Below are 20,557 nucleotides of genomic sequence, written 5' to 3'. Positions count from 1 at the left end.
AAAATTAACTGGCTTTGACTATGCGTAATAAGTCAAAGCAATACATTAACAAAATGTGATGACTAACGTAAGGAAATGAAAATGAAAACAGTTATTGTCAATGAAGGCGGAACTTTAGCTGTACAACATGTTGAAGTACCTAAAATAACCTCGCAAAATCAAATTTTAGTAAAAGTGGCTTATTGTGGTTTATGTGGTTCTGATATCCCAAGAATCTTTCATCATGCTGCACATTTTTATCCAATTACACTGGGTCATGAGTTTAGTGGTACCGTGGTTGAAAAAGGCGAGGCAGTCACGGGCTTTGCGATTGGTGATTTGATCTCTTGTGTGCCTTTATTGCCTTGTTTTAAATGTGATGAATGCCAAAAACACTATTATTCACTGTGTAAAAACTATACCTTTGTCGGATCAAGAATGGCAGGTGGATTTGCTCAATATATAGTATTAGATCAAAAAAACGCATTTAAATTACCCGAAGGAGTAAATGCATTGGAAGGCGCTTTTTTTGAGCCAATGACAGTGGGTATGCATGCACTATTATTGGCTAAAGGATGCCAAGATAAAAATTTAGTGATTGTTGGTGGTGGCACAATAGGGTTACTTACCCTGTTATGTGCCAAAGCGATGGGGGCTAAATCGATTACGGTTGTTGATATCAATGATGAGCGTTTAAAACTAGCTCAAAAATTAGGCGCTGATGCTGTCTATAATTCTAAAGATTTAACCGCTCAAGATATTCATCAAGCTTTGTCATCATGCCGTTTTGAGCAAATTGTTTTAGAAACTGCAGGATCGCCTATTACGGTTAAATTAGCTATCGAGATTGCCGGTCCTAGGGCCAAGGTCTGTTTGATTGGCACACTGCATAATGATCTTACCTTGCCAGAAAAAACATTTGGTTTGATTTTAAGGAAGGAGCTTGCAATCTTAGGTAGTTGGATGAACTATTCCGATCCTTGGCCTGGTAAAGAGTGGCAACTGGTGAGCCAATTTTTTGTAGACGGCAAAATTAAGCTTGATGATCTCATTGCTGTGATTGGTGATTTTGACGCTTTTGTTCATGAAGTGAGTAGTTTGAATGGACAACCCATGAATGGCAAAATTTTATTGAATTGCCGTTAGAATTTTAAATTAATTCCACCATGAAAAAGAGCGCTTATCTTTTGATTTTGTTTGTTATACACTGCTGAAAAATTTTCGAAAAAGGAAATAATATGAATGCAAGTGAAAGACGTCAACAGATATTAGCGCTTATTAATATGAAAGGTACTTTATTGGTGAGTGATTTATCTCAGCAATATGATGTTTCAGAAGTCACGATTCGAACTGATCTCAGATTGCTAGAAAAACAAGGCGTATTAATACGTTTTCATGGTGGCGCAACTAAAATCGTTGATAATGGAGAAATGAAATCGTTTAAAGAGTTGCAATTAGAAGATCGCTATCAGCGATTTATAGAAGCAAAAAAGCGTATTGCAATTGAAGCAGTTAAACATGTTAAAGAAGGTGATACTATTATTTTAGATAGCGGTAGTACAACTATGCTAATAGCTGAAGAGCTGGTAAAACTAAAACATATTACAGTGATTACCAATAGTCTGACGTCAGCATTTATCTTATCAGACAATAGTGACATCATGTTGTTTATGTGTGGAGGTACGCTCAGACACAAAACACGTTCTTTTCATGGAAAAATTGCTGAGCAATCATTAGCCGGCATTTCAGCAGATATTTTGTTTGTTGGCGCAGACGGGATTGATGCTGAAAGAGGAATAACAACGTTTAATGAAGGTTATACTATAAGTAGCGTTATGGCTAAAGCTGCAAAACATGTGATTGCGGTTTTAGATTCATCAAAGTTTGGGCGTAATGGTATCAATGTTGTGTTACCTATGAGCCAGCTTGATGTAATTATTACAGATGTTGATGTTAATAGTCGATGTAAACAAGAATTTGAAGCAAAAGGTGTTGGTTTTATAGCTGTATAAAATACAAGGATGATGGGATTTCGATGGAATGTCGTTTATAAAAAAATCATCAATTTCAGCTTATCGAATTTAAGCAAAGACTAATACTGTTACAAACTTTTTTCTTACATCATATTAACCAAATTAAGTAAGTTGAATATTTCTCATAAACAATAGTAGAGCATCATTTGTGTAGGAAAAAAACATGATATTAACCATTACAATGAACCCTTCGGTGGATATCTCTTATCCACTGGCAAAATTTAACATTAATGATATTAATCGAGTAAAAGACGTCAGAAAAACAGCCGGAGGGAAGGGACTGAATGTAACTCGGGGGATTAAATATTCGGGGATAGATGTATTAGCTTCGGGTATTGTTGGTGGCACTACGGGTGAATATATTCAAAAAAAATTGACTGAAGATGATATTAAATATGATTTTTATATTACAAAGCAGGAATCAAGAAATTGTATAGCGATTTTACATGAGGGGAATCAAACTGAAATTCTTGAATCAGGACCTATACTTACTGAACAAGATGTGATTCATTTTTTCAATCATTATCAAACACTATTAAGTCAGGCCAAAGTAATCACAATTTCTGGATCGTTGCCCCAAGGTTTTCCTGTTAATTTTTATGCTCAACTTATTGAAAAAGCGAATAAAAACAATATTCCCGTTTTACTTGATTCATCTGGCAACATGCTGCATGAGGTGTTAATCTCCCAAAATAAACCATATTTGATAAAACCCAATAAGAGTGAACTACAACAAATTCTACAAGTTAATATTGATGAACAAAATATTGATTCACTGATTTCAGCGGTTAATCATCCTTTGTTGGATAACATCGCTTTTGTCATTGTATCATTGGGTAAAAATGGCGCCTTTGCTCGTTGTCATGGACAATATTATCGAGTAACAATTCCTAAAATTAATGTGGTTAATCCTGTCGGTTCTGGAGATGTAACTTTAGCTGGGCTGGCTGTTGGTATTCACCAACATGAACCGGTAGAGGTGATGCTTAAACGAGCTATGACGATGGGCATGTTAAATACGATGGAGTCACAAACTGGTTTTGTCAATATGCAAAACTATGATGGCTATTTCCAGCAAGTTGTTGTCCAACAAGTAATGGATAAATAACGCTTGAAAAGGCGGGGCTATTTAACTTATTTCATCTTAATAAATACTAAAAAGCACAATAATAAAGTTAGCAGATAACGACTTTTACTATTTATCACTTGTTAACTATTTCAACGGTGAGTTCATGTGGCTATGCAGTCGCAGCCTGTTGTGATACTTGTGACAATATCAGCAGCGTATTGTTGTGTTGAGATTGAATGTTTAATGAGTCTCTATACAGGTATGGCAAAAGTGATTGATTGACGTTATTTGCATTAAATGGAAATCAGTTAATGCAAAAATCGATAGAACAGTAAATTCAATGTAGTCGTACAGGAAAATTATAATATGCAAGCTAAAGGACTTCTTTTTGATTTAGATGGGACATTAGTCAACTCATTATCAGCAGTTGAGCGTTGTTGGTTAAAATTTGCCAAGCGTCATCATCTAGATCATGATTATGTGTTGACTTCAATTCATGGGCGTAAAGCGATTGACAATATAAAGCTTTTTTTACCGGATAAACCTAATGAAGAGATAAAACAAGAGTTTAACTGGATGGAGCAATTAGAATCACAAGACTTAGATGGCATAGGTGAAATACCCGGCGCGAGTAAATTTTTACAATTGTTATCATCGCAAAATATACCTTGGGGCATTGTGACTTCTGGCACTAAAATAGTTGCTGAATCTCGATTCAACCTGCTTGGCGTAGCGAAACCACCCGTTTTTATCACGGGTGAAATGGTAGCAAAGACTAAACCTGCTCCGGACGGTTACTTGCAAGGCGCAAAAGCACTTGGATTACTTGCTGAGCAATGTATTGTTTTTGAGGATTCGATTGCGGGAATACAATCTGCTTTTAATGCTAAATGCCAAGTTATTGGTGTTAATTTACTTAACTGTGCTCAGGCAAACGTTGCATTGAACATTAATAGTTTTGATGAATTAATCATTAAAAAAGTTATGCCAACGGATATTGTGATTTCAAAAATTAATGCTGAATAACCTTAGATAAACATAATGGATAGTAAGCATAAAACGTATTTAACAGTTTTTGCTTACTATTAATAAATAACACTATTTGCTGATATCATCCATCACTTGTTTGAAGGTGGTGAATGAGCAAAGTCCCATTGCATTTGTTGGGCATTTTGTCATGTTTAAGGTGACTTTTTGTGGTGGATTATCACGATTCAATGGTGATAAGTTGCGAATTTGATCTGTAGATTGATAAAAATACTCAATTTTAATAAATTTTTCGCCACTACTGTTGTTTCGCCATTTTTCGAATACCACTTTGCCGCCAATAGGTGTTGTTTCAAACTGGTTTGGTAAGTTATAAGGTTGAATCTGCATTGTTGAAAATAAAGAAGCTACATTGGAGTCATGCCCTACTAAAAAAGTAAACTTTATAGTTGAGTCATTTTCAGTGAATGCTTGATTAATGTAATTAACTAAATTTGCAGCGACGTGTTTTGCCACAACAGGTGAGCCAAACAGAACCTTATTATAATCTTCTTTAATGGCAACAAGCTGTTTAAATTGCTGCTCATTTTTTATTTTGCCCCAAGCTACTTTTGCTAAAGGTACGCCTTCATAGTATTGTAATATAAAGGCATCGGCAATAGATGTTCCTGTTCGTAGTGGTCCAGTAATACCAGGTTCTTTACCTTTTTCGATGATCAATTGTGTTGGTAAAGCAATAAAGTCACATTGCTTGTTGTTTAAACAATCTTTTGATTTTGGATAATTGATGACATTAGCCATGTCTCGATAGGCTTTATTTAGCTTTTTATTTAACCCGTCAATACCATTAGAATCTGCATTTTGATTAATTGAATTAATCGCAGCTTGTTTAAATTCAGGACTATCATCTCGAATAACAGGGAAAAACAGTGGATCCATCGTACCGAGTTTTTCTTTATGAATAATAGGCACTATGCAGCCAGGAAAAGCACCAACCGCAAAATATTGTCCGGTCGCAATTGTTCGTTGAAGGCTGTTGGTATAAATGTAAACATCTTTTTCAGTTGGGCAACTATCGGCATTTAATAATTTATTATCCACAAGCCATTGGCTAAAATAGTGACCAAAATATGTTTCTAACACACCGCCGCGTATGGTCAAATAACTCGCTGGTGTATCCCATTGTGGCCATTGGTTTGGCGTGACTTTCCCTAGTGTGCTTGTTGGACTTGCTAATGGTGCACGTAAACCATGACGGCTAAATACGACCACTTGTTCTAAAGTATAATCATCTAGCGTATCTGTTGCATATGTTGAAAATGACAACAATGCTGTTAAACCTAATATTCCTTTAAATAGGATTTGTTTCATATGACCTCCTTTTATGTCATTTAAAAACGTGAGTTATAACATTGTTATACTCTTTTGGTTATAGCATAAAAATATTCTTTAGGCGTGGTTTAGTGATCATAATTATGCTTTGTTCAGCATTTAGCAAAAATAATGATCATCATATTCTTTTGATTTATATACCACTTTACCATTAACAATAGTTGCAACTAGTTCATTTCGCTTATTAAGTAAGACTAAATTAGCTAATTTATTGATGGAAATACTACCTAAATCTTCATCAATACCTAATGCTTTTGCTGGGTAATAGCTAGCATGTAGCCATGCTTGTTCAAAACAAATATCTGTAAATTTAGCAAAATTGTTAACAGCACGATCCAGCGTTAATACACTTCCAGCAAGACTTCCTTCATCGGTGCGTACAACATTATCTTGCATATGTACGACTAATTTGCCTAATTGATAATCTCCATTAGACATACCGGTTGCTCGCATAGCATCAGTGATGAGTAATAAATTTTTACCACAACATTTGTGAGCAATCGCAACAGCTGCAGGATGAACATGGTGGCCATCAACAATGATTTCTGCTTGGCAATTGTCAATACTGAGTGCTGCGCCAACAACACCGGGATTACGATGCTGTAAACCTGACATTCCATTATAACAATGTACTACGCCACTTGCGCCGGCCAACAGTGCCGCTTTAGTAGTTGAATAGTCTGCATCAGTATGTCCTAGCATGACACGTATTTTTTGGCTAGATAGCCATTTGATTATCGCTATCGATTCAGGATATTCAGGCGCTAAAGCGATGCACTTTAATGTCCCTTCTGCAAGTTTTAACCATTTTTCAATGAGTAATTGATTGGGGGCATGTAGTAGTTCTTGTGGGTGTGCACCTTTGTGTGTTGCGGTAAAAAAAGGTCCTTCTAGATATGACCCAAGTAAGGTTGCACCAGATACCCCTTGTTTAATACTATTTTTTACTTGTATTAAAGCCGCTTCAATTTTTTCATGGCTTTCCGTTACTGTTGTTGCCAAAAAAGCACCTACACCACGCTGTGCTAGAAAACGACTCATGGTATCAAGAGCGGTATGCGTTGCATCCATCGTATCTGCACCCATTACGCCATGAATATGGGTATCAATTAGTGCTGGTAATACTTTAATCTCATTGACACTGGGTTTATCACTAAGTTCAATATTGGTGATTCTATCTTTTTCAATAGTGATAATGGCATTTTCTAACCAACCAATAGGTGTTAAAACTTGTTTTGCGTGAATTTGCTTAGATGCCATCTGAACATTCCTTCTCATAAGTTGATTTTTTTTGTTGTTCATGCCATAAACTACTAATACTTTTATCGGCATTTTCAACAATTTTTAAACGTAAGGTTTGCAAATCCAATTCATCGCGTTGTAACAATATTTCTAATAATAGCGGCATATTAATACCACTAATCACCTCGATTTTCTCAAATTCGAAGCTAAGCGTAGCCGATAGTTTAAAAGGAGATCCACCAACAATGTCGGTCAAAAAAATGACGCCTTCACCGGTATCGTTTGATTTTAATGATGCTTTGAGCTGTTGTTCAAGTTGTTCACTACTCATCCCATCAGGAAAATCAACTGCGCTAAATTGTATTTGCTCGCCAATAATTTGTGTTGCAGCCTGAAAAAGGCCGGTAGCAAAGCTACCGTGACCGGTTAATATCACACCTATCATAATTTGTCCTTTATAAAAAACCAACTAATTTACCTAAAACACCAATTACTACAGTTAAACCAATTAATTTAACCGGTGAAAAGTTACGTTTCATGAGTGAATAAACCATTAATGTAAAGCCTAACGGTAATAGATTAGGCATTAATTTATCCAGTACATCGGTTTGTAGTGCAATATGTGCCTGTCCTGCATTAATTTCTAGTGGTGTGGCTAAATGTACATACGAGGCAACTAAAGCACCAATAACGGTCATGCCAACTATTGATGCAGCATGCGAAATACGTTTAGTGTGCGTTTTTAATAATGGTAAAGTGCTGATACCAGCCCGATAACCGTAGTGAGCAAGGCCAAAACGTAATCCAAAGTGTACCACGTTAAACATTAATAGAAAGATAATTGGTCCAAATAAGCTACCTTCTAATGCCAATGATGCCCCAATTCCTGCACAAATAGGTAATAATGTCAGCCAGAATAATGCGTCACCTATACCGCCTAAAGGCCCCATTAATGCAACTTTAACTGCTCGGATGGTTGAAATATTTTCTTTGCCTTTTTCCATGGCTAATACCAGTCCAGACAAGAATGTCGCATCAAAAGGGTGGACATTAATAAATTCCATATGCATATGCATTGAATTTTTTAAATCATCTTTATTTTGATGAATTTTTCGTAATGCAGGTAAAATTGTAAATAGCCAACCGCCCGCTTGCATACGTTCATAATTGAATGAAGCTTGTAATGCAAGTGATCGAAATGCCATACGATTGATATCACTCTTAGTTAATGTGATATTTTGGCTTTGATCACTGTAGGTATCGGTCGATACTTTGCTGGTAGCTAACGCTTGTTCCATACGCTTTTCTGCTTTTTGTGCCATTTGGCTTTCACTATCGTTATTAAATCCCATCTTCCACCTCCATTGAGCCGGCTGGCTTGTTACTTTGATTGTTATCACGGCTATAATTAAAGAAATCGATCATTGCAATGGCAAGTGCGCCTAATGCAATTGCCAAAATAGGTAATTTTAGAAATGTCACGCCAAGAAAACCGAGAATAAAATAAGCGATATAAGTTTTTTTCATCATAATTTTCATTAACATGGCAAAGCCAATTGCAGGCATCATACCACCGGCAATACTTAACCCATCAAGTAACCATTGTGGTGATTTTTTGACTAACTCAGTAGCTGCATCTGCACCAAAATAGATAGGTAAAAATGCGACAATAAAATAGAAACAAAATAATATAATCATTCCTAAGTAGTTGACCCATTCAATACCTTTGAAGTTGAGTTGATCGACAAATTTGTCGCATTTATGCATCATTGGTGAGTAGATAGTAAATAAAATAGTAATGCAACCTTGCACTGCAATAGCAAATGGTACGGCAATTCCAATCGCTACTTTAGGATCGGCATGAGTTAAAACGGCAAATGTGGTACCAATTACACCACCAATGACCACATTTGGTGGTTGTGCACCGGCTAACGGTACCATCCCCATCCAGACCAATTCCAATGAACCGCCAACATATAAACCTGTTGTGACATCGCCCAAAATTAGACCGACCAAAGGACCAATAACAACCGGTCTATGTAAATGCGTGAGTCCATCAAACAGATCAACGCCAGCAATACCTGCTAATAGCCCAATTAATAACGCATCGATTAACATATAGTGCTCCCTGTTATTAACAAAAGTTGAGTAAATCTGAAATTTTTTCACCGGACTCATCGGGCACTCGGCGAATTTCGCAAGTGACACCCAATTGGTGAAGTTCTTTAAATGCGGCAATATCACTTTCGTCAACCGATACCGTTTTATGTATCTGTTTTTTCCCTTCTGAAAAATGCATATTACCGACATTGACAAATTTGATAGGTACGCCACCTTTTACTAGCGTAAGAACATCTTGTGGTGTTTTACAAACAATAAAAATTTTTTGACGATCGGCGGCTTTGCCGATGATGTCGATCGTTTTTTGCAAAGTAAAATAACGGGTTTGAATACCTTCAGCGATGACCATATCCATAAGGTTTTGTTGGACTGGATCTTGTGCAGCACTGTCATTGGCAACTAATAATAAATTAGCACCAAGTGCATTTACCCAAGTGACTCCGACTTGACCATGGACTAAACGATTATCTATGCGTGTCATTAGAATATTTGGCGTCCCCATACTGATTCCCTCCCTAGTGGTTTGATATAAAATAATTACCGTTTAGACTCGATTAAATGGATAAATAGTCACACCTTTTACAACCCTATTTACTTCACCGGTAGGACATGGATTGTCGGGCGTTAAGCCACAGCTTAATGATTTTTCAAAAGCGAGCATTTGGGCAAAAACAAGATAAGGGAAGAGTAGCCAACAATCAGCCAGATCACTATCAATCGATAAGACATTTGGGGTGTTATTGTTTTTGCCACTAAGGGCTAGAACATCGGTAGCGATATGATCGTGAACTAATTCATTAAATAAATCGTTATCATATTTGTGTATATAGGCATCATTCGAACATAAACAAATAACTAGACTTTGTTTATCTACCATAAATTTAGGACCATGGCGAAGCCCTAGTATTGAGTCAAAACGGCTGGCTATTTTGCCGGCTGTTAGTTCTAAAATTTTTAATGCTGATTCTTGAGCAAGTCCGGTAAAACAGCTACTACCCACATAGATCACTCGTTGATGTGATTTTGCTGCTAATTGTTTAGTAATATCTTGCCAGCTTATCAATTTTTGCTCTGCTATATCAGCAATTTTATTAACAGCATTGAGAGTTGTTTGGTTATCAAAATGACCAAAAATCAGTAATGTTGCTAGCATCATGCTGCTAATACTCGATGTCATAGCAAAGCTTAAATCATTGGTACCTTCTGGCATAATGAGCTCAAAAATTCGTTTGCTATTGTTGGCGTTAGCTGCATATTGGGTTAAAGCACTATTCGGATTACAAGTTATAAAAAGGTGATAACAATCTGCCACTAATTGGTCAGCAAGTTGAACTGTTGCCACACTTTCAGGACTGTTTCCTGAACGCGCAAAGGATATGATTAAGGTTTTTTTATTAGGACGTAGGTATTGTAGTGGATCTGCGACAATTTCGGTTGTGCCATAGGCAAAAAAGTTGCGGTGGGTATGCTCACGAAGCCAAGGGGCAAGTGCAACACCACCAAAAGCAGATGAACCAGCGCCAGTTAAAATGATATCTGAATTGGCATCAGTGAGTATAGGTTGCAAAAATTGTTGTAGTTCAGGTTGTTTTTGCTGGATTAGTTCAAGAACTTCGCGCCAAATTTGTGGTTGTTGCCAAATTTCTTTAGCGGTATGTTGTGCATTACGTTGTGTTAACCAATCTAGTGAATAATTAAAGTATTGTTGCATAATAAGAACCCTGTTTAGTAATTAATTTGTTTTGATAAAAATAAAGTCGTTTATGAATCTGCAATAACGACATTGATGCCTAATGTATGTAATTGCGTTAAGTAGTCTTTTGGAATTTTTGAATCAGTAATTAGCGTATTAATACAATTGATCTTTTCGATCAGACAAAAACTTTTACGTCCAAATTTGGTCGAATCAGTAATAGCAATAATGTCGCTTGATACTTGACACATGATTCGATTAACAACAGCTTCAGCAAAATTAGGTGTTGTGATCCCAGCATTTAAGTCAAATCCATCAACGCCTAAAAAGAGCTTATTGAAGTGAAACATTTTTAGTTGCTCTTCAACAGTAGGGCCTGAAATCGAGTAGGCTTTTTTTCTAATATTGCCACCAGCAATAATCACATCAATATCGGTATTGGTTGATAAGTCGTAAGCAATATTGATAGCGTTGGTAAAAACAATTAAGTTTTGTTTTTTATATAAATATGGCACCATTGCTGTTGTTGTCGAGCCAGAATCAAGGATAATACGATCGCCATCTTGCACTAGCTCAGCAGCTTTTTGGGCTATTTTATTTTTTATGTTTGAATTGATGCGGCTTTTATCTAACAATGGTTTATCAAAGGCAAAGGCCTTATTTAATATAGCACCACCATAACAGCGTAATACGCAGCCTTTATCTTCTAAATGACGTAAATCATTACGAATAGTCACTGTTGATACTTTAAATAATTTACTCAACTTATTAACCGAAACTGTATTTTGGTTATCAAGTAAATGAATTATTTTTTCTCGGCGTTGTAGTGTGGTCATCATTTCATCATTCATAACACGTTCATTCACATTACTTTCATTGAGTTATTAAATTTAAACACACGAAAGACAATGAAAATGATAGATAAGTCACAAAATGCTTTTATGAAAATAACGGTAAATATTGCTTTCTTTTTTAAATTAAACGAAAGAAGTGGGGAAATAGGAGAAAACAAAAAATAGAATATTATCAGTAAATTTAGTCTGTTAGGTAATTCTTGATAAGAAGTAAAAGAAAACAATTTGACCAATTTACAAAATAGTCGATTTCGATTAGCGAAGTGATCTTGATCACAAGTTTCATCTTTTTATATAAATACGAACATTTTTAAAAGCGGGTATTTGTGGTTATTTAGATTGTGGATGGTTTATGTAAAACTATTTTGTTATTACAAATATTGTATCTGGGTTAAAAGGATAATGCGGTGACTTTATTTTTTTATATCTATTAGGGACTTTTTTCTCATTTCAAATTGTAAGCACTTGATGTTTAGGTTTTTATTGTTTTAGTCATAATTTTAAATAGGGATATGTGCTGCAAAATACCCTAACATTCTAACGCAACATCAAGGACAAAGTTGTCTTTAATCCTCCTTTATGTGTTATCCCGAATTAGAGAGTAGTACTAAATATTTTTATACTTAAACACATAAGGTTCCTTAAAATTTCTGTCAGAAACTTATTTTGCAATTTTCTCGTTTTTGATGCAATTGGTTCATTGACCGTTTTATTGAAGCGATTATGTTTGAATTTTATCAATTAAATCACATGACATTACGAAAAATAAGTGATTTAGGAAAGAAGATGAAAAAAGTAATTATTGCATTGTTAATTGTCACCTTTCTTGCTGGTTGCTCAACTACTCCGACTTTATTGAGTGAAGCTAAGTATACCCCAAAAGAGAGAATTTTAGGATTTGACAATAGAGTCGATAATTATGCCAATTTGGTATTAATAAGAGATAAAGGCTTTGTCGGTAGTGGCTGTTATATTAATGTATTCATTAATGGTAACGAGGCAGCAAAGCTAGAAACAAAAGAGTATGTTTCATTGTATGCACCTAGTGGAAACATTTTAGTTGGCGCATCAATACAAGGAAAGGGATTGTGTAGTTTCAATGCACCTCGTCGTGAACGTGAATTTACCCTTAACAATGGTGAAAAAAAAGTGTTCCGTTTGTTTATAGATCAAAATGGCAATACAGATATCTTGCCAACGACTATATATTAATCTGTTGACCAGAATATAGTACAAAAAGCATGTTATTATTGTCGTATTTGAATTGAGATTTAAGCGGGGGACAGATCATCCCCCTTTGGGTTAACACGTTATCACCAAAATTAACAATATCTAAATCACATAGAATAAACAGTACCCAATTTTGTAAAAACGTTAAGAAAATAAATGCGTTTCAGTATAAAATTTTAGTGTATTTTAACTAATAATCTTTTATCTGGTTTACATTTTCAATACCTGTTTTCTTTCTAACATGATTAATCACCATCATGACGACAAAAGCAATAATGGTCAGATAGATAATAAACATGCCATATGTTGCTAACATATCAATTAATGAACGTCCTCGCATGGCAAAATCTCGGAAAAAGCGAAAAAGCCACACTAAAGGAAAGGCATGACTGATATAATAAGCCCATATTGGCATGATACCTACGGCCATGGTTGATCCCCCCATAATAAATCCAGGTGGTACCAAAAAGATCATACGACTAGCTCCTTCACCTGGGTTGTTGGTGTTCCAAGATAGCAATAAACCTAACCAGCCAAAAGCAAGTCCTGTCATAAAAATACTCGGTACAAAAGCAAAATAATTACCATCAAAGCGTAATTGTCCAAATATTACTAATATAGCCGTAATCAAGGTTAGCCCTGTTGTATAAAATAGTGCATAAGGTATTGTTCTTGCCAATAATGGCATAAAACCTCGTTCTAACACCGTTTGCCACATGCCTGTTACTTTTAGGCGACCGATGATCATTAACGATGTTAAACCATAAGTTAAAGAAGAAAAAAAGTAGACAAAATAAATAATGGTCGATATGGTCGAAGAACTTGCTGGGTTAAACATATACCGTGTTTTGATTTGCATTGGTGATAATGCTGCCTCGGTGCCTTCACGACCTAATCCTAACGCAGAAACACGACTAACACTTAGCTCCGCACCTGATTCAGGTATATATTCATTCAGACTTTGTAACACTTTCGCATTTTGCGCGTCATTGGTGTCATCGGCAAAATAACCTAAACGAACGGTCTGATCACCTTTTTTTAAACTTTTTTCTAAGCCTTTAGGAATATATAACACACCCAAATTACGATCGTGTGACACTAGGGTAATCGGATTAACCGGTGATCTTATCACTTCAGCAACTTGGATATAAGGTGAAGTGTTCACTTTACTAATTAATTCAGTAGAATATTTAGAACCATCAAGATCAATTACCGCAATTTTACCTTCAAACACGGCTCCATGACTAAGAACGAGCGAAAAAATGAGTGCAACAATTGCCGCTAAACCGATCGCTACTTTATAATAAGGTATAAAGTGACCGGACAGCATAGCATCAAGCTCTTCAAGCATAGATTTAATCATGTTTTGCATTATCGATCGACCTCTAATGTCATACCCGTTAATAAGTGTGGGATAGGATCAACATAAATTCTAACTTGATAAGATGTTAAGTCGGCTTGTCCTCTTTCTCGAGTCATGCGTAAATCAGCAAAAGACGGCGCTGCAGTCGCAAATCTAACCTTGCCTTTAACTGTTTTATCAAGCGCAATTACATTAGCACTTACGCTAGTACCTGGTTGGAAATCGTTAACCATCTTTTCATTGACATAAATATCAACATATTGACGATCAGTTTCTAACAGCACTGCTGGTGCGCCAGTAGGAACTAATTCCCCTTCTTCATACATGAGTTTTAAGACTTTTCCATCTTCTGGCGCGGTAAGGGTTAATCGTTGATAATTGATCTCAAGTTGTTTTAATTCTGCTTGTGATTGTGCTAATTGTGCACGCAATTGTGCTAATTGATTTTGACGATTTTCAATATTATGACGCGCATTAATAATCGATTGTAAAGTCATGCCGGTAGCATTTTTAGTTTGAGCAAATTGTTTTATTTGATCTGGTGTTGCACCGACCATTAATGTAGCTAATTGACTTTGTAATTGGATAACACTCATCTTAGTTGAAATATAAGTATTACGCGTACTATCTAATTGCGATTGTGATGCACCACCCGTTTTACGAAGTTGGGTGTGGCGATCATATTCTGTATTTGCAAAATCTCTTGCTGAAATTGCCGCATCAATATTGGCTTGTGTTGATTCAATATTTCGCCACGTTGATACTTCTGATAGATTAGTTTCATCTTCAGCAATTTTTATTGCGGCCTGTTCTTGATTAATTGCCGCTTCTTGACCTGCTATTACTGCTTTAAGTTGATCAATAGCAAGCTGTGTATCGGTATCTTCCAGTACCATTAAAACATCACCTTTTTTCACATGTTGTGATTCTTGGACGGTACGTTTTAACAATTTACCACTAACATTTTGGAAAGCGACATTAATTTCATCAGCAGTGAGTACACCTGATTTAATGCTTTTGGCAACCGATACAGCGTCGTTTCGAGAACCAAAATAAATTAATGTTGATCCTAATAAAAGCAGTAGTAAAAATATAACGGGGATTTTAATATTTTTTGGCATATTCATTATAGCTTATTTTCCATTTATTTAGTCAGCTAAGTATTAAGATAAAGTAATATGACTTTAAGGTAATAAAGTCGTTTATTTTCGTAATAATTTACGTAACATCTGTATTAAAGATTCTTGTTCTTGGCTATCTAAAACTTGAGCAAAAGCCCGGATAGCTTTGAGATGATTGGGTAATGCGTTATGAATAAGTTTAATGCCAGCATCAGTTAAAGCGATCAGACGTGTACGGCCATCTTCTCCACTTTTGCTCATTGATATTAAAGGGCTTGATGCTGCAAGCATTCGCTTGACCATAATTGAAACGGTTGCCGGTGTTACGCCTATTCGCAATGCTAAATCGCTGGCATTAGTTTCGCCTTCAGAATAGAGCGACATTAATAAAGCAAACTTGCCTTCAGATACACCATAATCTTTGGTTAACTGTGCATAAATATTTGCTCGAATTAAATCTGCTGTGGTGATCAAGCTTAATACTAGATCCACACCCGAAACGTCAACAACATCATCATTAAATCTTTGCGCTCGTGCTAAAGTTTCACGAGATGGTAGCATTCTTGAATTGTAATTCAATTATCATTACTCAATTTATTTAGTCGGCTAATTATACAAATTTCACTACAATTATCAATTAATTTTTTACACGCTTTTTAGTGTCAAATATTAGCAAGTTTTGTTAAATAATTAGATTTTACGGATAAGATCTCACCGCAAGTATGTGCTTACTTCAGTTAACATAATCCTTTAGTTAGTATTATGTGGATTTTAAGTAAAACATCTTGCAGTTAAAATCTAAATTATTGTGTTCGTTTGTGTATCGATTGATGGCAATTCCCTCTATTTGTTCAGAGGGTTTATGGTTTTAAATAGCGCTTATAAATCAAGTTGGCGTATCCACATCATCCCAATCAGCATTTTCAAAATTGGTTAGCCAGTTTAATGCGTAATGGCGTTCGTAAATCACACCGCCGTTAATTGATGCAGGAAGCGCCTTATCCTCACGCCCGTATTCTCTTGTTAACCAATGTAAACGATAATGTAAATCTAAAGCATCCAATATTTCACTCACTGGTCTTAAATTGACAGACTGATTTGGTTGTTGGTTATAGTTCATTGCTTGATTAACTAAATCAGATGAATCACATACAGTATCCGCAAAAGGTAACTGAGATTGCCACTCAATTGCCCATTGTAAAGCTAATAAAGCTTCATATCGCCAAGACTTATTGATTACATCTTTTTGTTCTGGTTGCTTACTGTGGATAAACGCTCGTTCATTATCGGATAGAGCAGCATAACCGATCGGGCAACGCTGTTTAAACTCATCAGGATCGATGGGGTCGTTTTCATAAAAGCCTTCTGCTTGAATGCAACATATCATCAAAGCTAAAGCTCGATGGGCTATCTCGTCAGGCGATCTTAATACTACTTCAGATTCAGCAACGACAGGCGGTAAACTGGTGGGAACGTTTATACCAAGTTCTTTTAAATATTGTTCTGTTTTTGCTTTACGTTGTTTTGCATCTAAAGGATAAGGCATGGTGGCATTTTTATCAAACTTACCATAAGGATCTTGCAACACATCGCCGTCAGGGTTACGAATAGTATTGTCATATAGATAAATAATTACGTTAGCTCGCCAGCCCCAATCGGCGAACTGATCAAATTTATCTTCGTCAATTTCAATACTAAACAGATGTCGTACTCTTTGTATATGACGATATAAAGCATAACGACGAGAATTCATTTCTCCGTCTCCTGCGTTCATCACAAAACCGATAAAATCATCAAGGTGATCGGGAAGTTCAGATGATTCTAAGCTTAGTTGATTAAGTAGTTTACACGGAAAATCAATAGCAGGTGGATTGGTGAGGGTTGAGTAAGCAGTAATTAATGTAGACATTTTAAACTGACCTTATCTTAAATTTCATGTATATAGAAGTATAAAATTTATCATAATAAAAATAAGTTTTTTATCAACTAATTAATTAATTTATATTAATTAATAAAAGGGAACATTTTATTTATGCAACGAGGTTAAGTCATACTTGGCTTTTTTATTGAATTTACTGTTTACAATATAAACAACCTGCTATTATTTTTCTGACTTTAAAATTTAGTTTTGTTAGAGACCTTTGATGTCTACTTTTTACGTATTTTACTGACAATTTAATAACGAATATCTTGATATCATCTAATTGATGATACGGTATTTTATTTAATGTCATTGTGGTTAAAATTTGATAGTTTTCAGCTTAATTAATCACGGATTAAGCTTATCGGTAAATATACTGCATATTCTTGTTATCTGATTAGAGTAAGTAAAAAAGTGAAACTAAGCTATTTCACTTGAAAACCAAGAGCGGTTATAATTGATACATGACAGCGTAGCTTTATTTTTACCGCGTTAAGACTCAATAGTATTTGATAATAAATATCGTAAAAGAAATAATCATTTATCGTTATTCTAAGTTGAAAAGTGTATGCCTCTGATCTTTTTTGTAACTTTTTGCGATCTTTTAGAAATCAGAGCTTGCAACAAGGATAAATTTTGCGTAAAATTCACGCCCTATAAGATTAATCAATGCAGACATATATTTTAAATCAAGTAATCGTCTGCTTTTTATTGCGGAGTTAAGTATGTACGCAGTTTTCCAAAGTGGTGGTAAGCAACACCGAGTTAGCGAAGGACAAGTCGTTCGCTTGGAAAAAATTGAAGTCGAAACCGGCGCAGAAGTTGTTTTCGATAAAGTTTTAATGGTAGCAAATGGTGAAGACATCAAAGTTGGTGCTCCGTTTGTTGAAGGTGCAACAATTAAAGCAGAAATTGTTGAACACGGTCGTGGTGACAAGGTAAAAATTGTTAAATTCCGTCGTCGTAAACACTATCGTAAACAACAAGGTCACCGTCAGTGGTTCACTGATGTGAAGATCACTGCAATCGCTTAATAGGAGTATCGAACAATGGCACATAAGAAGGCTGGTGGTTCATCACGTAACGGTCGTGATTCCCAAAGTAAACGTTTAGGTGTTAAACGTTATGGTAGTCAAGAAGTTCTTGCTGGTAATATTTTAGTTCGTCAGCGTGGAACGCAATTTCACCCAGGTACTAATGTAGGTTGTGGTCGTGACCATACCTTATTTGCTTTAATTGACGGACAAGTAAAGTTCGAAGTTAAAGGTCCTAAAAACCGTCGGTATGTTAGTGTCGTTGCTAACAGCTAATTAGAAACGGTTTAAAAAAAATTATAGAAGCCTCACAGTTATTGTGGGGCTTTTTTCATTTCTTAAATTTTATATAATATTATCTATTATGATAAAACAGCAAAATGTAAAATTAGGTTTTGCATTAGCCATGTTAACGGCAGTTATGTGGGGTATAGTGCCAATTGCAATGAAATATGCATTAGCCGTTGTTGATCCATTGACTTTAGCGTGGTCTCGGCTAGGGATGTCTGCGATTGGAATTACGATATGGCTTGCTTATAAAAAGCAATTTCCTAATTTAATTATGTTTAAAAAACGTCGCCGTTTTATCTTATTAATGATTGCTGGGTTTGGTTTGCTCGGTAATTTTGCGTTATTTGCTAGCGCTGTTCAATATCTGTCGGCGACAACTGCGCAAGTTGTTGGCCAAACCGGTATTGTGATATTTATGATAGCAAGTGCTTTCATCTTTAAAGAAAGATTAAGACCAACCCAAATTATTGGTATTTTGGTATTGTTAACTGGTTTAGTACTATTTTTTAATAAAAATATTGCTGACCTTTTTTCTAATATGTCTACTTATGGTATTGGTGTTTGGCTGGGCTTGCTTGCATCTGTTTCGTGGGCCAGTTATGCTCTTGCGCAAAAGGTATTATTACGTAAATTGCGCGCAGAACAATTACTTTGGTTAATTTATCTAATTTGTACTGTATTTTTATGGCCACTTGCTTCGCCAAGTAAAATTGCTCATGCCGATGCAACACAATTATTTGCCATTATTTTTTGTGGTTTAAATACCATTATCGCTTATGGCGCATTAGTAATGGCTATGGAGCGTTGGCAAGCTGCTCAAGTTAGTGCTATAACAACACTCACACCGTTGTTTTCATTGATCTTCTCTGATTTATTTGCATTAATTTGGCCAGAAAAGTTTGCCATGCAATATTTAAATATTTTAGGTTATATTGGCGCAATATCGGTTGTTGCAGGGGCGATGTTTGCAACAATTGGACACCATATTTGGCAACCAAGAAAAGGTTTGCTGATTAACCGAAAAAAAGAGGAAAATTTATGAAATTTGTTGATGAAGCTACAATTCGAGTTGAAGCCGGAGATGGTGGCAATGGTTGTGTAGGTTTTCGTCGGGAAAAATATATACCTAAAGGTGGTCCAGATGGTGGTGATGGTGGTGACGGTGGTGATGTATTTTTTGTTGCCGATGAAAACTTGAACACCTTGGTTGATTTTCAGTTTGAAAAAAATTATCGCGCAGAGCGCGGACAAAATGGGCAAGGTTCTGATTGTACGGGTAAACGTGGTAAAGATATTACCGTTAAAGTGCCTGTTGGAACACGAATTACCGATAAATATACTGGTGAAATCATTGGTGATTTAACTCATCATCAACAAAAAGTCTTAGTTGCCAAAGGTGGCTTTCATGGCTTGGGAAATGCTCGTTTCAAATCGTCAGTTAACCGCGCACCAAGACAGAAAACCGATGGTACGCCGGGTGAAAAGCGAGATGTTTTATTAGAGTTATTATTACTTGCTGATGTGGGGATGCTTGGTTTACCTAATGCGGGTAAATCAACGTTTATTCGTTCAGTATCGGCAGCTAAGCCTAAAGTTGCAGATTATCCTTTTACAACATTAGTACCGAGTTTAGGTGTGGTTAGAATGGATAACGAACAAAGCTTTGTGGTTGCTGATATCCCTGGATTGATTGAAGGTGCTGCTGAAGGGGCAGGGCTTGGAATTCGCTTTTTAAAACATCTTGAACGATGCCGGGTATTAGTCCATTTAGTTGATATTGCGCCGATTGATGGTACTGCTCCTGTGGAAAATGCAAAAGTGATCATTCAAGAACTCCATCAATATAGTGAAAAACTCGCCAGTAAACCACGCTGGTTAGTGTTTAATAAAATGGACGTATTAGGTGAAGAAGAAAGCGCTAAACGAGCCGCCGAAATCGCGAAGGCACTTAATTGGGATGATAAATATTATTTGATTTCTGCGGTCAATCATGAAGGTGTAAAATCTTTGTGTTGGGATCTGATGGAATATATGAATGCTCACCCACGAGAAATTGAACAAGAAGAAAACTCACCAGAAAAAGTTGAATTTATGTGGGATGATTATCATCAACAAGCTATGGACGATGCTTTTGATGACGATGATGATTTTGACGACTGGGATGAAAGTGATGAGGAAGGCGTCGAATTTATTTACCAAAAATAGATGTTGATATGCATTTTTTATT

General features: G+C 35.9%; 21 protein-coding genes. 9 read left to right on the top strand and 12 right to left on the bottom strand.

Annotated elements, in window-relative coordinates:
- The first annotated feature begins 81 nt into the window (after positions 1-81).
- The 4 genes from J3U66_RS09390 (at position 82) to J3U66_RS09375 (ending at position 4,107) form a co-directional block, all read left to right on the top strand.
- Positions 82-1,125 (top strand): alcohol dehydrogenase catalytic domain-containing protein, encoded by a 1,044-nt coding sequence (locus J3U66_RS09390; RefSeq protein WP_267344406.1) that lies wholly within the window; start codon positions 82-84, stop codon positions 1,123-1,125.
- 92 nt (positions 1,126-1,217) lie between these two features.
- Entirely contained in the window at positions 1,218-1,991 is a 774-nt protein-coding gene (locus tag J3U66_RS09385; protein ID WP_267348801.1) for a DeoR/GlpR family DNA-binding transcription regulator, read from the top strand.
- A 184-nt stretch (positions 1,992-2,175) separates the two neighbouring features.
- A complete protein-coding gene (locus J3U66_RS09380) occupies positions 2,176-3,120 on the top strand; it encodes a hexose kinase (protein ID WP_267333919.1) in 945 nt (314 codons plus the stop codon).
- Between the two features lie 327 nt (positions 3,121-3,447).
- On the top strand, positions 3,448-4,107 hold the full coding sequence (locus J3U66_RS09375; RefSeq protein ID WP_267333918.1) for an HAD-IA family hydrolase: 660 nt from the start codon (positions 3,448-3,450) through the stop codon (positions 4,105-4,107).
- Between the two features lie 72 nt (positions 4,108-4,179).
- Here J3U66_RS09375 and agp read toward each other — a convergent pair whose 3' ends face one another.
- The 8 genes from agp to agaR all read right to left on the bottom strand — a co-directional run bounded on the left by agp (position 4,180) and on the right by agaR (position 11,355).
- Positions 4,180-5,439, bottom strand: a complete 1,260-nt coding sequence (agp, locus tag J3U66_RS09370; protein ID WP_267333917.1) for a bifunctional glucose-1-phosphatase/inositol phosphatase — start codon at positions 5,437-5,439, stop codon at positions 4,180-4,182.
- A gap of 120 nt (positions 5,440-5,559) precedes the next feature.
- On the bottom strand, positions 5,560-6,720 hold the full coding sequence (gene nagA, locus J3U66_RS09365; RefSeq protein WP_267348800.1) for an N-acetylglucosamine-6-phosphate deacetylase: 1,161 nt from the start codon (positions 6,718-6,720) through the stop codon (positions 5,560-5,562).
- On the bottom strand, positions 6,710-7,147 hold the full coding sequence (agaF, locus tag J3U66_RS09360; RefSeq protein WP_267333915.1) for a PTS galactosamine/N-acetylgalactosamine transporter subunit IIA: 438 nt from the start codon (positions 7,145-7,147) through the stop codon (positions 6,710-6,712). Before agaF ends, nagA begins: the two co-directional genes overlap by 11 nt.
- A 10-nt stretch (positions 7,148-7,157) precedes the next feature.
- Positions 7,158-8,054 carry a PTS system mannose/fructose/sorbose family transporter subunit IID gene (locus J3U66_RS09355; RefSeq protein ID WP_267333914.1) on the bottom strand — a complete coding sequence of 299 codons (897 nt, stop codon included), beginning with the start codon at positions 8,052-8,054 and terminating at the stop codon, positions 7,158-7,160.
- A complete protein-coding gene (agaW, locus tag J3U66_RS09350; RefSeq protein ID WP_065634485.1) occupies positions 8,044-8,820 on the bottom strand; it encodes a PTS N-acetylgalactosamine transporter subunit IIC in 777 nt (258 codons plus the stop codon). Before agaW ends, J3U66_RS09355 begins: the two co-directional genes overlap by 11 nt.
- A 16-nt stretch (positions 8,821-8,836) precedes the next feature.
- A complete protein-coding gene (agaV, locus tag J3U66_RS09345) occupies positions 8,837-9,325 on the bottom strand; it encodes a PTS N-acetylgalactosamine transporter subunit IIB (protein ID WP_267333913.1) in 489 nt (162 codons plus the stop codon).
- Positions 9,326-9,367: 42 nt separating this feature from the next.
- Positions 9,368-10,534 carry an SIS domain-containing protein gene (locus J3U66_RS09340; protein ID WP_267333912.1) on the bottom strand — a complete coding sequence of 389 codons (1,167 nt, stop codon included), beginning with the start codon at positions 10,532-10,534 and terminating at the stop codon, positions 9,368-9,370.
- A gap of 50 nt (positions 10,535-10,584) precedes the next feature.
- Entirely contained in the window at positions 10,585-11,355 is a 771-nt protein-coding gene (agaR, locus tag J3U66_RS09335) for a transcriptional repressor AgaR (protein ID WP_416379738.1), read from the bottom strand.
- 801 nt (positions 11,356-12,156) lie between these two features.
- Between agaR and J3U66_RS09330 the strand changes: the two genes are divergently transcribed.
- The gene (locus J3U66_RS09330) at positions 12,157-12,582 is read left to right on the top strand and encodes a lipoprotein (protein ID WP_267344413.1); all 426 of its coding nucleotides are present in this window, start codon (positions 12,157-12,159) and stop codon (positions 12,580-12,582) included.
- A 208-nt stretch (positions 12,583-12,790) separates the two neighbouring features.
- On the opposite strand, the gene J3U66_RS09325 is transcribed toward J3U66_RS09330, so the two are convergent.
- The 4 genes from J3U66_RS09325 to J3U66_RS09310 form a co-directional block, all read right to left on the bottom strand.
- Positions 12,791-13,972, bottom strand: coding sequence for an ABC transporter permease (locus tag J3U66_RS09325; protein ID WP_267333909.1), 1,182 nt, complete (start codon positions 13,970-13,972; stop codon positions 12,791-12,793).
- The gene (locus J3U66_RS09320; RefSeq protein ID WP_065634490.1) at positions 13,972-15,090 is read right to left on the bottom strand and encodes an HlyD family secretion protein; all 1,119 of its coding nucleotides are present in this window, start codon (positions 15,088-15,090) and stop codon (positions 13,972-13,974) included. The genes J3U66_RS09325 and J3U66_RS09320 overlap by 1 nt, the downstream gene beginning before the upstream one ends.
- A 75-nt stretch (positions 15,091-15,165) precedes the next feature.
- Positions 15,166-15,663, bottom strand: a complete 498-nt coding sequence (locus tag J3U66_RS09315) for a MarR family winged helix-turn-helix transcriptional regulator (protein ID WP_267333908.1) — start codon at positions 15,661-15,663, stop codon at positions 15,166-15,168.
- A 307-nt stretch (positions 15,664-15,970) separates the two neighbouring features.
- Positions 15,971-16,993 carry a DUF4272 domain-containing protein gene (locus J3U66_RS09310; protein ID WP_267333907.1) on the bottom strand — a complete coding sequence of 341 codons (1,023 nt, stop codon included), beginning with the start codon at positions 16,991-16,993 and terminating at the stop codon, positions 15,971-15,973.
- 737 nt (positions 16,994-17,730) lie between these two features.
- Between J3U66_RS09310 and rplU the strand changes: the two genes are divergently transcribed.
- The 4 genes from rplU to cgtA all read left to right on the top strand — a co-directional run bounded on the left by rplU (position 17,731) and on the right by cgtA (position 20,535).
- Complete coding sequence (gene rplU, locus J3U66_RS09305; RefSeq protein WP_025314436.1) at positions 17,731-18,039, top strand: 50S ribosomal protein L21; 309 nt, start codon at positions 17,731-17,733, stop codon at positions 18,037-18,039.
- Between the two features lie 15 nt (positions 18,040-18,054).
- Positions 18,055-18,315 carry a 50S ribosomal protein L27 gene (rpmA, locus tag J3U66_RS09300; RefSeq protein WP_034915250.1) on the top strand — a complete coding sequence of 87 codons (261 nt, stop codon included), beginning with the start codon at positions 18,055-18,057 and terminating at the stop codon, positions 18,313-18,315.
- Positions 18,316-18,403: 88 nt separating this feature from the next.
- Positions 18,404-19,372, top strand: coding sequence for a DMT family transporter (locus J3U66_RS09295; protein WP_267333906.1), 969 nt, complete (start codon positions 18,404-18,406; stop codon positions 19,370-19,372).
- Entirely contained in the window at positions 19,369-20,535 is a 1,167-nt protein-coding gene (gene cgtA / locus J3U66_RS09290) for an Obg family GTPase CgtA (RefSeq protein WP_267348797.1), read from the top strand. The genes J3U66_RS09295 and cgtA overlap by 4 nt, the downstream gene beginning before the upstream one ends.
- The last annotated feature ends 22 nt before the right edge of the window (positions 20,536-20,557 follow it).

It is taken from the genome of Gilliamella sp. B2969 (genome assembly GCF_026536195.1).
GTDB lineage: Bacteria > Pseudomonadota > Gammaproteobacteria > Enterobacterales > Orbaceae > Gilliamella.
Note: the sequence above shows the minus strand (reverse complement) of the source record. Positions and strands in the feature narration are given on the sequence as shown.